Origin of the sequence: Phyllobacterium zundukense (assembly GCF_025452195.1) — a bacterium.
Taxonomy (GTDB): domain Bacteria; phylum Pseudomonadota; class Alphaproteobacteria; order Rhizobiales; family Rhizobiaceae; genus Phyllobacterium; species Phyllobacterium zundukense_A.
The window spans coordinates 423,030-437,697 of record NZ_CP104973.1 but is presented as its reverse complement, the minus strand read 5'-3'; the positions used below and the strand labels follow the sequence as shown (position 1 = coordinate 437,697).

The following is a 14,668-nucleotide window of genomic DNA, read 5'->3' as shown; positions in this document are numbered from 1 at the left end:
GCTGCATTTTTCGACAAGAGTCCCCTCGTGATCGCGCGGAAACTAGGTCTTTTACTCAAGACTTGCAACACATATAAGGGCGGTTCTGCCTGAGACTTTTTGACACCGTAGGCCCGATTGCGATGATGAAAATACTGACACTTATACCGGCGAGAATGGCTTCGACCCGACTCCCGGACAAGCCACTGGCCGATATCGCCGGCAAGCCGATGATCGTGCATGTGGCGGAACGGGCGAGGGCTGCGGGACTTGGCCGCACCGTGGTCGCAACTGATAATCTCGACGTCAAGGCGGCGGTCGAAGCGCACGGGCTCGAGGCAGTGATGACGCGCAATGATCACGAATCCGGTTCCGACCGCATCTATGAAGCATTGCTTGCCCTCGATCCCGACCGGAATGTCGACGCGGTGGTCAATGTCCAGGGTGACCTGCCGACCATCGAGACGGAGCTTATAAAGCGCGCACTGTTGCCGCTGCAAAACGGGCCCGCCGACATAGGCACGCTCGGCGTGGAAATCCGGCGCGAGGATGAGAAGACCAATCCGAACGTCGTAAAGATTATTGGCTCGCCCATGGGCAAAGACCAGCTGCGCGCGCTGTATTTCACCCGCGCAACCGCGCCTTGGGGGGAGGGCCCACTTTACCATCATATCGGGCTTTACGCCTATCGCCGCGCCGCTCTCGAACGTTTTGTCGGCCTCGGACCGTCGCCTCTGGAACGCCGCGAGCGGCTCGAACAGTTGCGCGCGCTGGAGGCCGGCATGCGCATCGATGTGGAAATCGTCGACTCGGTGCCGCTGGGCGTCGATACGCCCGAAGACCTCGAACGCGCACGAGACATTCTCACCTCTATCTAAGGCAATCCATCATGGCAAAGACCAACCGCATCTCTTTCCAGGGTGAACCTGGCGCGAACTCCGATACGGCGTGCCGCGACATGTTCCCGGATATGGAACCGATGCCGTGCCCAACATTCGAGGATGCATTCAACGCTGTGGAAAGCGGTGCGGCAGATCTCGCAATGATCCCTATCGAGAATACGATCGCCGGACGGGTCGCAGACATTCACCATCTGCTGCCAGAATCTCGCCTGCACATTGTGGGCGAATACTTCCTGCCGATCCATTTTCAGCTGATGGTGTTGCCGGGAACGAAACGCAACGAGATCACCTCGGTCCACAGCCATATTCATGCACTCGGCCAATGCCGAAAGTATATTCGTCAGAACGGCTGGAAGCCGGTGATTGCCGGTGATACGGCGGGAGCGGCGCGTCTCGTTGCGGAGGTCAAGGACAAGACGATGGCTGCACTGGCGCCGCGGCTTGCATCCAGTTTATACGGCCTCGATATTCTCGAAGAGGACGTGGAGGACACTGAAAACAATGTGACGCGCTTCGTGGTTTTGACCAAGACAAAGAAGTGGGCGCCGCGTAGGTCCGACGAACTCATGATGACGACCTTCGTTTTCCGCGTTCGAAATGTTCCTGCTGCGCTCTACAAGGCGATGGGCGGTTTTGCCACCAATATGGTCAACATGACGAAACTCGAGAGCTATCAGATCGACGGCAAGTTCACTGCAACCCAGTTTTATGCCGACATCGAGGGCCATCCGGACGACAAAAATGTCGCGCATGCGCTGGACGAACTGGAATTCTTCTCCAAGGAAGTGCGAATCCTCGGTGTTTATCCCGCCGATACGACTTTCCGCAGCGCGCAGGGTGAGGAAGAATAGGGCCTAAACTCCGCTCTGCACCCAACTGCGAATGAGGTGCGCAGCGATGGCGCCTGGCGGCGGGGTCATCAGCCCGTCAGGATGGCTGCGATCGAGCATCGCGACAACTTCCTCGCGAGAGAACCAGCGCCCGTCCTCAAGTTCGGCCTTGTCCAGCATGAACTCGTCGGAGAGTGCCTCCGCATGGCAGCCGATCATTAGTGAATAGGGGAAGGGCCAGGGTTGGCTGGCATGATAAAGCACGCGGCCGACCGGCAGGTTCGTTTCCTCGAACGTCTCGCGGCGCACAGCGTTTTCGATCGTTTCACCTGGTTCGATGAAGCCCGCGAGGCAGGAATACATGCCAGGGCCGAAATGCGCGCCGCGTGCCAGAAGACACTTGTCTTCGTGTACTACCATCATGATCGCAACCGGATCGGTGCGAGGGAAATGCTGTGCCTCGCAATTGGGGCAGGTGCGCCGGTAGCCTCCGTCGCGCATCACGGTTTCAGTGCCGCACCGGCCGCAGAACTTGTGATTCTCGTGCCATGTCAGCAACGAGACAGCCTGCGCCATCGCGCCGAGCTGGTCTGGCGGGACGAGGCCTTGCGTATAGACGGAACGGTAGTCGAACGCCCTGATCGAATCCGGCAAGGCTGCAAAATCGAAGCCGCTGGCGGAGGCAAGAATCGGCATGTCGTCCTGCATACCGAGATATATGGTCTTGTCCGGGGCAGGTAACAGTGCTGTTGCGTCTTGCAGACTGAATAGCGCACTGCCCGTGTCGCCACCCATAACCAGCACTTGGCCCTGACCAGTGAGCAGGATGCGAGCGTTGGCGTTGGCAAGTGCAGTGGCCACCACATCGTCGTTGCGCTTTTCCGAATGACGATTGATCCTGTTTCCGGCAAAGCCGACGAAATGGCTTGGCTCCATATCCGGAGCATCGAAGAGGTGAAAAGGCATGGATGGAACTCCGCGAAGCCTCCAGCGTGGGAAGGCAGGTACATTGAGCAATTAGATAGCCTTCAGTATCGCGTTCGCAAAGGCCTTTGCTTCTTTTTCCTCATAAGGCTCGCGCTTCCCAAAGCCCCAGACTGGTCCGGGCCAAGCAGGATCGCCGCTGTTGCGCGCAATGACATGCAGATGCAGCTGCCGGACAATATTCCCGATGGCGGCTGTGTTGATTTTTTCGCAGTTGACCACGGTTTTCAGCGCCTGTGCGGCGATTCCTGCCTCGAAGGTGAGCATCGTCTGATCGAGCGGTGTCATTTCATGGATCTCGCAGATATTCGGGCGCTGTGGAACCAGGATCAGCCATGGCCAGCGGCGGTCATTCATCAGGCGCAGGTCGCAGAGACCCAGTCTCGCAATGGAAAATGTGTCTGCTGCAAGCTTGCTATCGAGTTCGAACATCATGATTTGCGACAAATAGCAGTTTTTTCGGCTGTACGCTTGCTTTTTGCGTGCGAATTGCCGATATGAGCCTCGGGAGGTTGGTGGTGGACGAGCCACTCGCCAACCGGGTCAGGTCCGGAAGGAAGCAGCCCCAACGAGCCAGGCACGGGTCGCCGTGCCAGCCTCCCACCCTTTCTTCTTTGTCACCTTGCCTGTGTCAAAGCCGTTATCGGCATTGACGCTGTGGTGTATGGCGGTCCAAACTTGCGCGACGCGAGTAGACCAAAGCAGGAGCGGAATGAACACCATGGCAGACAGCGCCTATCGCGTGCTCGCCCGCAAATATCGCCCGCAGAATTTTGACGATCTGATCGGCCAGGAGCCGATGGTCCGTACATTGACCAATGCGTTCGAGACCGGCCGCATTGCGCAGGCATGGATGCTGACGGGCGTCCGTGGGGTCGGCAAGACGACGACTGCACGTATCCTCGCACGCGCGCTCAATTATAAGACAACTGACATCGACAAGCCGACGATCGATCTTTCGGTGCCGGGCGAACATTGCCAGGCGATCATGGAAGGCCGCCATGTCGACGTGATCGAGATGGATGCCGCTTCCCACACGGGTATCGACGACATCCGCGAGATTATCGAGCAGGTGCGGTATCGCCCCGTTTCGGCGCGCTACAAGGTCTACATCATCGACGAAGTGCACATGCTCTCCAATCAGGCCTTCAACGGGCTGTTGAAGACTCTCGAAGAACCGCCGCCCCATGTAAAATTCATCTTTGCCACCACGGAAATCCGCAAGGTTCCGATTACTGTTTTGTCTCGCTGCCAGCGCTTTGACCTGCGCCGCATCGACACAAGTCTCCTGATCGGGCATTTGAAGAAGATTGCAGACCTCGAAGCAATCACCGTCGACGATGCATCGCTCAGCATGATTGCCCGGGCGGGCGAAGGGTCGGTGCGCGATTCGCTCTCGATCTTCGATCAGGCCATTGCCCATGGTGCGGGCACCGTCGATGCCGGGGCCGTTCGTTCAATGCTCGGCCTCGCGGATCGGGCTCGCATTATCGACTTGTTTGAGATGCTGATGCGCGGCGACGTTGCATCTGCCTTGCGTGAATTCCGTGCGCAATATGATGTAGGTGCAGACCCGAGCGTTGTGCTGACCGATCTTGCCGATTTCAATCATCTGGTGACGCGTATCCGTTTCACACCCGACGTGGCCGATGACATTTCCCTCTCGGAAGATGAACGGACGCGTGGCAAGGATTTTTCCGAGAAGCTGTCCATCCGGGTTCTGTCGCGGACCTGGCAGATGCTGCTTAAAGGCATAACCGAAGTCGACAATTCCAGCCGCCCTGTGCAGGCAGCGGAAATGCTGTTGATCCGGCTTGCCCATGCTGCCGACCTGCCGACGCTGGACGAGGCGTTGAAATCGCTGGAGGAGGGTGGACCGCTTACCGCTCAGGCTCCGCGCAGTGATGGCCCGCGTCCCGGAAATGGCGGTGGAGCCGTGGCACGTTCTATCGACGCGATCGCTTCGGCGCGCGGTGCGATCAACTCCAATGGTGGTGCCACCATGCGTCTGGTCGAACCTGCTGCAAGGTCCGAGCCGATCGCTCCGCCGGCAATCGAACAGGCGGCGCCCACGGTGCCGGTCAACAGTATCGAGGATGTCATCGCGCTGGCGGAAAAGCAGCGGGACATGCAATTCAAGATCATGGTCAAGAATTGTGTGCGGCTCGTCACGATCAAGCCGGGAAGGTTAGAAATCAACCTGACCGACAACGCGCCCAAAACGCTTTTGACCGACCTCTCTCAGAGGCTGAGTGATTGGACCGGTATTCGCTGGATGGTTTCGCTTTCGCGCGAGCAGGGCAATGCGACGATCAACGAGACCGAAACTGCGAAACGCGACTCACTTTTGAGCGATGCCAGGTCAGATCCGGATGTTGCGGCTATCCTGTCGAGATTTCCAGGCGCGAAGATTATAAATGTACGCATCGCGGCGCCAGCCGGACAAGCGGACAACGAAATCATCGAGGGTGCGGCTACCAGTGGTGATACACTGGCACCCATCGAAGAAGACGATTGAACAACAGGAGTTTTCCATGCGTGACATTATGGGCATGATGAAACAGGCCAAAGAAATGCAGGCCAAGATGGCGGCCATGCAGGAAGAGATTTCTGCACTTGAAGCGGAAGGCCAAGCAGGGGGCGGCCTTGTGACTGTAAAACTCTCGGGCAAAGGCGCGCTGACCGCTCTCACCATTGATCCGTCGCTGTTCAAGGAAGACGATATCGAGGTTATCGAGGACCTGATCATCGCGGCGCACAACGAAGCCAAGATGAAGGTCGAGGCGATTATGGCCGAGAAGACGCAGGCGCTGACCGCAGGCCTGCCAATCCCGCCCGGATTCAAGCTGCCCTTCTAGCGCGAGCGGCAACCACAAGTTTATTGGAAAAGATGCCGGTATCGGCTATATTGACCTTGGAGTGGGGAACGAGCTTTCGCCCGTCCCCCTTTCCTCTTATATGAATTGAACCCGGATTGTCAGTGACCAGCTGCTCCGGGTTCTTTTCATAATGAGGGCAACACTAAACGGAAATCTCCGCATAGTTTACCTCCACATTCGATGGCAAGGCCTGTTGCCGCAGTCGGGTGGCCTATTCTCCCGATGCATCGGCTGGCACGATGCTGCTGCTTCACCTTCGAACCATTGGCGCAAGTGCACCCTATCCCGATCATGGACGTATTGAAGGTTGGCAGCAACGCATACAGGGTTGTGGTTTTCGCCGGCCTGTTCGCTACAGTTGTTGCGCGTAGTGATTCCCTAAAGCGCTAAATTGCTCTAAACCCACGCTATGTCGAAACGAATCGCCGGTCCTGAAATTGAGCGTCTGATCCAGCTCCTGGCCAAAGTGCCAGGGCTCGGGCCGCGTTCGGCGCGCCGGGCTGCGCTGCATCTCATCAAGAAGAAGGAAGCGCTGCTGATACCACTTGGTTCTGCCATGCAGGATGCCGCTGAAAAGGTGCGTATCTGCTCGACGTGTGGCAACGTCGATACATCTGATCCGTGCATGATCTGCACTGACCCGCGCCGCGAACGCGCAACACTGATCGTTGTCGAAGACGTTTCCGATCTCTGGGCGCTGGAGCGTGCCGGGTCGATGAACGTGCGCTATCACGTGCTTGGCGGGCGTATGTCGCCCCTGGATGGCATCGGGCCGGACGATCTCAATATCGCATCGCTCGTTGGGCGGGTGGCGGAAGGCGAGATCAAGGAGGTAATCCTTGCAGTCAACGCCACGGTCGAGGGCCAGACGACAGCACACTATATTACTGACCAGCTTTCAGGCCTTGATGTTCGCGTCACACGGCTCGCCCATGGTGTCCCTGTTGGCGGCGAGCTCGATTATCTTGACGAAGGAACCTTGACCGCCGCGCTGCGGGCGCGAACATCGCTGTAGGGAGAACGCTTTGATCAGAGGTCTGGTGAAATTTGCCCTCGTACTGATTGGAGTGCTTCTGAGTTCTTCAGCGGTGGCCGCGTCGAACCCCGAGATCGAAACACAGTTTCAAACATGGCTCGCCAATGATCTCTGGCCGGAGGCCAAATCGAAAGGTATTTCCAAGGCGACCTTCGATCAGGCTTTCTCGGGTGTGTCGCTGAATTTAGAGCTTCCCGACCTCGTAATGCCGGGTGAAAAACCTCAGACACCGAAGAAGCAGACTCAATCCGAGTTCGGTTCGCCCGGCAAGTATTTCAATGACAAGACAATCAATGCGGTCACCTCTGGAGGAACGGCCCGTTCCGGGCAATATGCGCGCATCTTGAAGGCAGTCGAGGCGAAATATGGTGTGCCGGGTGAGATCGTACTCGCGATCTGGGGACGTGAGAGCGGTTACGGCAGTGTCAAAATTCCAAACAATGCGTTTACCGTGCTCGGCACCAAGGCTTTCATGGCGACGCGCAAGGATATGTTCCGAGAAGAGCTTGTCGCCGCACTGGAGATCGTTCAAAGAGGATATATCAGCGCCGGCAGCATGAAAAGTTCCTGGGCGGGCGCCTTGGGCCAGCCGCAATTCATGCCGAGTTCATATCTCGAACACGCCGTAGACTTTGACGGGGATGGCAAACGTGACATCTGGAATTCTGTACCCGACACGCTTGGTTCTATCGCGCACTACCTTGCGCAATATGGCTGGCAGGACGGCCGTGACTGGGGTTATGAGGTCAATGTTCCGGCTAATGTCAGTTGTGCGCTGGAAGGTCCTGACCAAGGCAAGCCTTTTGCAGCGTGGGAAAAGCTCGGCATTGCCCGCGTCAACGGCAAGCCATTTCCTTCCAGCGAGACCAAACGTGAAGGCTTTCTGCTGATGCCTGCTGGACGGCACGGCCCGGCATTCATCGTCACCAAGAATTTTTATGTGATCAAGGAATACAACATGAGTGATCTCTATGCGCTGTTTATCAGCCATGTCGGGGATCGTATCGCGCACGGCGCAACGGGCTTTTCCGCCGGTTGGGGCGATGTCGGCGGACTCTATCGTTCCGATATCGCGGGACTCCAGCGGGCGCTGGAAAAGAAGGGCTATGATGCGGGTGGCGCGGATGGTTTTCCCGGTTTTAAAACTCGTCGCTCAATTGGTGATTGGCAGGCAAAACAGGGACTGGCGCCTACCTGCTTTCCCGATAAGGATTTGATCGCTGCAATCAGGTGAACTTTAGCGGCGTATCGCTCTGTCTTGTATCCATTGGGCCGCAAATTTACTTCCAGAGTCTTTTCGACCGCGAACGCCTAGTTGGGCGAGGGCATCCTCCATAGTTAGGATTTACCGCTTCCACCCTTGTTATTCATACCCATATGTGAAAAGATTATTCACAAGAGAAGATGTGGGAGGATGACGCATGAGATTGAAGAAGCAACGTCCACTTGCAGTAGCCTTGCGGCCATGACCGATTTTGAACCGACCGTTGGCGTCTCCTCCACGCACCCGAAAAACATGCCTGGAGACCATGCCGCGCTGCCCGTCTGGAATGCCGAGAACTGGTTTTACGAAGATTGGCCGGTGGGGCAGAAGATACGATCATTGCGCCGAACAATTGCCGAAAGCGATAGCCACACGTTCAACATGCTGGTTACCGACATTCACCCTTATGTGCAGGACCAGATGTTTGCCGAAAGCGAGGGCATCTTCGGCAAGCGGCTCGTTGCCGGCGCTTTCGTGTTTTCCGCAGGCCTCGGGCTCGTGGCAACCAATTGCGTCAATGCCTTTTCCTATGGCTATGACAAGTTGCGTTTCATCAAGCCGGTCTTCCTCAATGACACGATCTACACCATCCGCACCAATCTGGATAAGCGCCCGCGCTACATGGAGTTGGGCCTGATCCGTGCGAGCTATCAAGTGTACAGAACGAGGGTGAACTCGTTCTGTACTGCGAACATTTGCAGACTGTAAAATACCAAAAGCCCGCCAATTTCGTTGGAAAGACCGAGAAATAATGACTGCCGAGAATGAATTACCGTTGGCGGGCCTGCTTGTCGTCGATATGAGCCAGTTCCTGTCCGGGCCTTATGCGTCACTGCGCCTGATGGATCTCGGCGCACGTGTCATCAAAATCGAGCGGCCTGATGGAGGCGACCTCTCCCGGCGGCTTTATCTGAGCGATACGGAAATCGGCGGCGACTCGACAATCTTCCATGCGATCAACCGGGCCAAGGAGAGTCTGGCGATTGACATGAAGAACGAGGCTGATCTTGCGGCTTTGAAATCATTGCTCGCCAACGCAGATGTGGTGATCCAGAATTTCCGCCCCGGTGTCATCCAGCGCCTTGGTCTCGACTACGAGGCGGTGAAGGCAATCAACCCGCGTCTCGTCTATGCCAGTATTTCCGGCTATGGCGATGAAGGCCCTTGGGTTTCTCGCCCGGGTCAGGATCTTTTGGCGCAGTCCCGTTCCGGACTGATGTGGTTGAACGGCGACGAGAGCCAAGGGCCAGTGCCATTTGGGCTGGCGGTAGGCGATATGCTGGCGGGCGCGGCGATCGTGCAGGGCATTCTCGCCTGTCTTGTCAGGCGCGGCGTCACTGGCAAGGGCAGTCACATCGAGACAAGTCTGATGGAATCGCTCATCGACTTCCAGTTCGAAGTTTTGACCACACATTTGAACGACGGCCGGCGCCTGCCAAAACGTTCGGATTTCCGCAGTGCCCACGCTTATCTTTCCGCTCCCTACGGCGTTTACCACACGAAGGACAGCTATCTGGCGCTGGCGATGACCCCGCTGCCGAAATTGGCAGACCTGCTTTCGCTCGATGATCTAGCGCCCTACCGCGACAACCCGGCTACTTGGTTCACGGCGCGCGACGAGATCAAGCGTATTATCGCTGCCCGGCTCGAAACACAGACCACCGACCATTGGCTCGCCATTCTCGAACCGGCCGATATCTGGTGTGCCAAGGTGTTGAACTGGGAGGAGCTTCTGGAAAGTGAAGGCTTCAAGGTTCTCGACATGTTGCAGACCGTGGAGCGCGACGACCATGTTTCGATCCTCACCACGCGTTCGCCAATAAGGGTCAACGGCCAGCGCTCGAAGTTTGATCGCGCCGCGCCACGTATCGGCGAACACAGCGAGGCGATCCGCAAAGAGTTTGGCCTATGAGCGCGATCAAGCTCAAAGGGATGACCTGGAGCCATCCGCGCGGCTTTGATCCGATGGTTGCCTGTTCAAAACTCTGGAAAGAACAGACCGGCATAGACATAGAATGGGAAAAGCGCTCGCTGCAGGATTTCGAGTCCTTTCCCGTCGAGGAGCTGGCGCGGAAATATGATCTGATCGTCATCGATCATCCGCATGTCGGCCAGGTCACAGCTGAAAATTGTCTTGCGCCGCTCGATGTGCCGGGGCGTGAGACAGAGCAGCAAGCGCTTTCCGCTGGAAGCGTCGGGCAGTCCTATCCAAGCTATCATTGGCAGGGGAGGCAATGGGCGTTTCCGATCGATACCGCGACGCAAGTTTGTGCGTGGCGGCCCGACCTGCTCGAAAATTCGCCAGCAAGCTGGGACGAGGTAGTGAGGCTGGCGAAGGCGGGCAGGGTCTTGCTGCCGCTGCGGTCGCCCCATTCGCTGATGACGTTTTATACATTGAGCGGCAATACTGGTTCACCTTGCGCGGTCACCGGGCAACTGATTGATCCTGAAACTGGAATTCGTGCTTTCGGAATGATGCATGAAATTGCTGCACTGATTGATCCCGCCTGCTTCGAAATGGATCCCATTGCGGCACTGGAGAGGATGGGCGAGGCCGGTTCGCACATTGCCTGTTCGCCGTTGATCTACGGCTACGTCAATTATTCCATCGATGGTTTCAGGCCCAATCTCGTCGCCTTTGCTGATATTCCCGCCGCGGGTGATGATGGTCCTGCTGGTTCGTCACTGGGCGGCACGGGCATCGGTGTTTCGGCTTTTTCAACAAATCGCACCGCGGCTATCGATTTCGCGTACTGGATTGCCGGAGGCGACATACAGCGTGGACCGTATGCGTCAGCGGGTGGTCAACCGGCACACGCGGACGCTTGGGAAGACGAAACCGTCAATGAGGCAACGGCGAATTTTTACACAGCAACGCGCAAGACGCTTGAAGCTGCTTGGGTGCGCCCGCGCCATAACGGTTATATGAACTTTCAAGAAGCCGCTTCAGATAGGCTTAATGCGGGCCTTTTGCAGCGCCACGCTGCACGGACCGTCATCGATGACCTGAATGCACTATTTCGACAAAGTTTTGCCGGGTAAGGGCTTTCCTACTAGTGTCGGCGCATTTGACCTGCGCGTCCATATCGTCCAGGGCAAATGCCGATACCTTGCTGGCACTCGGGCGGATTGATCTGGGTTGGTTCGGGCTTGCGTGGCGTCCACGTTGCGTAGGAACCGCACCCGGCCAAAACAAAGCTGCTGAACAAGAGCATAGCAGCCACCACGAATTTCATGTTCCGACCCCCGTCTGCAATCTCCACTGCGAACTGATGTGACGGAATCATCGATGAAAGTCAAAGCTGTAGTAGCTGCTGATGCCTGGTTAGAGCGATCTGTCCTACGCAAAGCGCTTCTGCTGATCGATCTCGCCGCCACGGACGCTCGGATGCGAGTTGATCGCGGTTATGACTGCAAGAGCCGCCAGCGAATTGACATCACGATTGCCACGATTGAAGGCGGTCATCACGGTTTCCGCTATGACTTTCGCGTTATCCTCCGAGCCTGATTTCACCACAAGCGTCGCAGCTGCCTTGTTGTAGGCAGCTTGCATGACGTTCCAGTCATCCTGGGAGTAGATCGGCTTTGAAGGATTATCGAAAGGCATGGAACTGTTCCTTTCCCCTTTGGACGAAACGAACCCCCGGCGAGACGGACAAAATAGCTGCGCAAATGTGGCGTGGCAAATCGAAAAGAATCTACCGGCAGTTGAAAGGGCTTAACGCAGCGCAATATGCTGGGGTCCGCCCTCAAGTGGCAAACAAGAAATCTGGACGCTAGATAGTCGGCTCTGTTTCCGATCTTTCCCTGACAGCCCGCGACAAACGCGACCAGCGCTGACTGAACCAAGGGGTCACCAGCGATACTTTCTCAAAGCGTTGACTGGCAAAGGATGGATCGTGTTCCTCGAAGGTCCAGACTTTGAAATTTGTCAATTCATGCGGTCCGAACGTGTGGATCAATGGGATATCGGCAGCATCCCGGCCGCGCGCTACGACAATCCGCCCGATGCGACGCTGATTGTGCCGGGCGTCGAATGTGTGCCATCTACCGCCGAGATAGACCTCGAACCAGGCGTTGAAGTCCATTGGCGCCGGGTCAGCCGGCACGCCGATATCGCCTAAATAGCCGTTCACATAGCGTGCGGGAATATTCATGCAGCGGCAGAAAGCAACAGCCAGATGCGCGAAGTCACGGCAAACGCCGACGCGCTCCTCATGTGTTTGCGCTGCAGTGCGCGTCGATCTGGCAAAACCATAGCTGAAGGTCAGTCGCTGGTTAACATAATCAGTTATCGCCTGAACTCGCGACCAGCCGGGTTTGATGTGGCCAAAGAGACTCCACGCCAGATTGCTCAACTCGTCGGTCTCGCAATAGCGGCTCGCCGACAGATAGGCCAAGCACTCGGTCGGCAACTGGTCGACGCTTACCTCGGTTGCATCTTCATCTATCGGGTCGGGGAGGCCGTCATCCTTGACGACTGCGTCATACTTCAACGAGAGGTTGCCCGCAGGAGCCAAGAGACGGATGCAACTGTTTCCGAAAAGATCGTGAAACGTTTCAAGCTTTGTGTCAGGGGTAGCGGTCGGACCGCGCTCGCATTGGATGTCCGGTATGCGCTCCGCTTCCACGTTGAGATAGGTCGTCATAGGGGTGGGCTGGTTACAGCGAATAGATATCTCGTAACCGATACGGATCAGCATAGGCATATCCTCTAGGGTTTAGAGAAGAACGCTGCGATCCGGTTCAGGTTCCCCGGCTGTAAATTTTAATGAATGTCGGACTAGCCGTGCGATTCAGCATTTGTTGACTATAGAGCCATAGAATTTGAAACAAATGCGCCGGACGGAAGTTAGTCCGGAAGATGTGCGGTCAGATTGTTGGCGGTGCACAGGAGTGATTGGAATGGTGATGGCTGCAAAACATCCAGGTTCCCGCCCTCGCGCAGCGGACGTACTGCGAGAACAGGTCGTTCGCTCGGACTTCCGCCATGTGGTCAAGACAGCTCGCCCATCGGAAGCCGACAGGAACATCCCCAAACTGCTTCAGGACCTGCTGGATCGACTCGACGAGGCGGAAAAAAACTGGAAGAAAACCCGCTGATCTCGTTGCGCTCTAGTTTCTGATCTGCGGGAGGTTGTTTTGGTGATGCCCCGCGCGTTGCGATTTCGCGTAGTTGACGAAACTACCGAAGGACAGTGCGAAGGCGACGAAGATGACGAAAATGATGCCAAGACGTTGAACAAGCATGACAGATACCCCTTTGGAATTTTCCGAGGATATCGTTGTCGATCTGAACGGCGACTGAACCCGGCGTTCAACTGGCATTCCAAATGATGACCCAATCTTTACTTTGAACGTGGCGCACAGGGTGACGCGGCGTCGTTGCTAATCTATGGTGCAGGCATGACCAAAGCTTTCGACGCGATCATCATCGGTGCAGGGCAGGCCGGGCCATCTCTGGCGGGTCGTCTCACGAACGCCGGCATGAAAGTGCTCATGGTCGAACGCAAGCTATTCGGAGGTACGTGCGTCAACACAGGATGTATGCCGACGAAGACGCTGGTCGCGAGTGCCTATGCAGCACACCTTGCCCGACGTGGTGCCGATTTTGGCATCGAGACGGATGGGTCTGTCCAAATCAACATGAAGCGGGTCAAGCAGCGCGCCGACACCGTTTCGTTCAATGCCCGCACAGGAGTCGAGAAGTTCTTGCGCGGCATGGACGGCTGCACGGTTGTTCAGGGTCATGCCCGCTTCACCGGAGCAAGTGAAATCGATATCGATGGCGCGGCCTTCACCGCACCCCGAATTTTCCTCAATCTTGGTGGCCGCGCCAATGTGCCGGACATGCCCGGCATCGGAGACGTAGAATTTCTCACGAACACATCCATTCTCGGTCTCGATGAGGTACCCAAGCACCTGGTTGTCGTTGGCGGCAGCTATATTGGCCTCGAATTTGCGCAAATGTATCGCCGGTTTGGCGCGGACGTGACCATTGTCGAGAAAGGTCCAAGGCTGATTTCACGCGAGGACGAGGATGTATCCGAAGCGATCAAGGACATTCTGGAGGGCGAGGGAATTGCGGTTCGCCTTAATGCGGAATGCATATCGTTTAAACCTCACGCCGAGGGTGCGGAGGTCGGTGTCGATTGCACAGCCGGTTCACCAACGGTTGTCGGCTCACATGTGTTGCTGGCAATCGGTCGGCGGCCCAACACCGACGATCTTGGTGCCGACAAGGCAGGTATAGAACTTGATGAGCGTGGATACATCAAAGTTGATGATCAGCTGGAGACAAACGTTCCTGGCATCTGGGCAATTGGCGATTGCAACGGGCGTGGCGCCTTCACTCACACGGCCTATAATGATTTCGAGATCGTTGCGGCAAATCTCCTTGACGGAGAGAACCGCAAAGTGACCGATCGTATCCTCGGCTATGCGCTCTATATCGATCCGCCGCTCGGCCGGGTAGGCCTGACCGAAGCGCAGGCGCGCAAGAGCGGGAGGCCTTTGCTGACTTCCAAGAGGCCGATGAGCCGTGTCGGCCGCGCTGTGGAAAAGGATGAGACGCAAGGCTTCATGAAGGTCGTGGTGGACGCACAGACGAAAAAGGTACTCGGTGCCGCCATACTCGGGACGGGCGGCGATGAGGCGATCCACGGTATTCTCGATGTCATGAATGTGGATGCGACCTATCCTCAATTGAAATGGGCGGTACCGATACATCCTACGGTCTCTGAGCTAATTCCAACGCTGCTCGGAGACCTCAAGGAATCAAAATGACCTGCAAA

The 14,668-nt window shown here is 56.6% G+C and carries 15 protein-coding genes, 1 other RNA gene and 1 pseudogene; 12 read left to right on the top strand and 5 right to left on the bottom strand.

What is annotated here, in order from left to right; all coding sequences use genetic code 11:
* Window positions 1–125: 125 nt before the first annotated feature.
* A complete protein-coding gene (locus N8E88_RS14510; RefSeq protein WP_262295479.1) occupies window positions 126–857 on the top strand; it encodes a 3-deoxy-manno-octulosonate cytidylyltransferase in 732 nt (243 codons plus the stop codon).
* Window positions 858–868: 11 nt separating this feature from the next.
* Entirely contained in the window at window positions 869–1,732 is an 864-nt protein-coding gene (locus N8E88_RS14505; protein WP_183660969.1) for a prephenate dehydratase, read from the top strand.
* 3 nt (window positions 1,733–1,735) lie between these two features.
* Here the strand turns inward: N8E88_RS14505 and nudC are convergent, their stop codons facing one another.
* The gene (gene nudC, locus N8E88_RS14500) at window positions 1,736–2,677 is read right to left on the bottom strand and encodes an NAD(+) diphosphatase (protein WP_262294280.1); all 942 of its coding nucleotides are present in this window, start codon (window positions 2,675–2,677) and stop codon (window positions 1,736–1,738) included.
* A 51-nt stretch (window positions 2,678–2,728) separates the two neighbouring features.
* Window positions 2,729–3,133, bottom strand: a complete 405-nt coding sequence (locus tag N8E88_RS14495; protein WP_114428524.1) for an HIT domain-containing protein — start codon at window positions 3,131–3,133, stop codon at window positions 2,729–2,731.
* Window positions 3,134–3,202: 69 nt separating this feature from the next.
* Between N8E88_RS14495 and ffs the strand changes: the two genes are divergently transcribed.
* The 8 genes and pseudogenes from ffs (at window position 3,203) to N8E88_RS14455 (ending at window position 10,916) form a co-directional block, all read left to right on the top strand.
* Window positions 3,203–3,299: signal recognition particle sRNA small type (gene ffs, locus N8E88_RS14490), an RNA gene on the top strand.
* Window positions 3,300–3,407: 108 nt separating this feature from the next.
* Window positions 3,408–5,213, top strand: coding sequence for a DNA polymerase III subunit gamma/tau (locus tag N8E88_RS14485; protein WP_262294279.1), 1,806 nt, complete (start codon window positions 3,408–3,410; stop codon window positions 5,211–5,213).
* A 16-nt stretch (window positions 5,214–5,229) separates the two neighbouring features.
* Complete coding sequence (locus N8E88_RS14480; protein ID WP_262294278.1) at window positions 5,230–5,553, top strand: YbaB/EbfC family nucleoid-associated protein; 324 nt, start codon at window positions 5,230–5,232, stop codon at window positions 5,551–5,553.
* 430 nt (window positions 5,554–5,983) lie between these two features.
* On the top strand, window positions 5,984–6,589 hold the full coding sequence (recR, locus tag N8E88_RS14475) for a recombination mediator RecR (protein WP_262294277.1): 606 nt from the start codon (window positions 5,984–5,986) through the stop codon (window positions 6,587–6,589).
* A gap of 58 nt (window positions 6,590–6,647) precedes the next feature.
* Complete coding sequence (locus N8E88_RS14470) at window positions 6,648–7,844, top strand: lytic murein transglycosylase (RefSeq protein WP_410010717.1); 1,197 nt, start codon at window positions 6,648–6,650, stop codon at window positions 7,842–7,844.
* A gap of 231 nt (window positions 7,845–8,075) precedes the next feature.
* A pseudogene (locus N8E88_RS14465) lies at window positions 8,076–8,626 on the top strand (MaoC family dehydratase).
* Entirely contained in the window at window positions 8,626–9,786 is a 1,161-nt protein-coding gene (locus N8E88_RS14460; protein ID WP_262294275.1) for a CaiB/BaiF CoA transferase family protein, read from the top strand. Before N8E88_RS14465 ends, N8E88_RS14460 begins: the two are co-directional and overlap by 1 nt.
* Complete coding sequence (locus N8E88_RS14455; protein ID WP_262294274.1) at window positions 9,783–10,916, top strand: extracellular solute-binding protein; 1,134 nt, start codon at window positions 9,783–9,785, stop codon at window positions 10,914–10,916. Before N8E88_RS14460 ends, N8E88_RS14455 begins: the two co-directional genes overlap by 4 nt.
* A gap of 298 nt (window positions 10,917–11,214) precedes the next feature.
* Here N8E88_RS14455 and N8E88_RS14450 read toward each other — a convergent pair whose 3' ends face one another.
* Window positions 11,215–11,481, bottom strand: a complete 267-nt coding sequence (locus tag N8E88_RS14450) for a hypothetical protein (RefSeq protein ID WP_262294273.1) — start codon at window positions 11,479–11,481, stop codon at window positions 11,215–11,217.
* Between the two features lie 169 nt (window positions 11,482–11,650).
* Entirely contained in the window at window positions 11,651–12,577 is a 927-nt protein-coding gene (locus N8E88_RS14445) for a transglutaminase-like domain-containing protein (RefSeq protein WP_262294272.1), read from the bottom strand.
* A gap of 202 nt (window positions 12,578–12,779) precedes the next feature.
* On the opposite strand from N8E88_RS14445, the gene N8E88_RS14440 reads away from it, so the two are divergent.
* On the top strand, window positions 12,780–12,977 hold the full coding sequence (locus N8E88_RS14440) for a hypothetical protein (RefSeq protein ID WP_262294271.1): 198 nt from the start codon (window positions 12,780–12,782) through the stop codon (window positions 12,975–12,977).
* 12 nt (window positions 12,978–12,989) lie between these two features.
* Here N8E88_RS14440 and N8E88_RS14435 read toward each other — a convergent pair whose 3' ends face one another.
* Entirely contained in the window at window positions 12,990–13,124 is a 135-nt protein-coding gene (locus N8E88_RS14435) for a hypothetical protein (RefSeq protein WP_262294270.1), read from the bottom strand.
* Window positions 13,125–13,280: 156 nt separating this feature from the next.
* Between N8E88_RS14435 and N8E88_RS14430 the strand changes: the two genes are divergently transcribed.
* Window positions 13,281–14,660 carry an FAD-containing oxidoreductase gene (locus N8E88_RS14430; protein WP_262294269.1) on the top strand — a complete coding sequence of 460 codons (1,380 nt, stop codon included), beginning with the start codon at window positions 13,281–13,283 and terminating at the stop codon, window positions 14,658–14,660.
* Window positions 14,661–14,668: the final 8 nt, after the last annotated feature.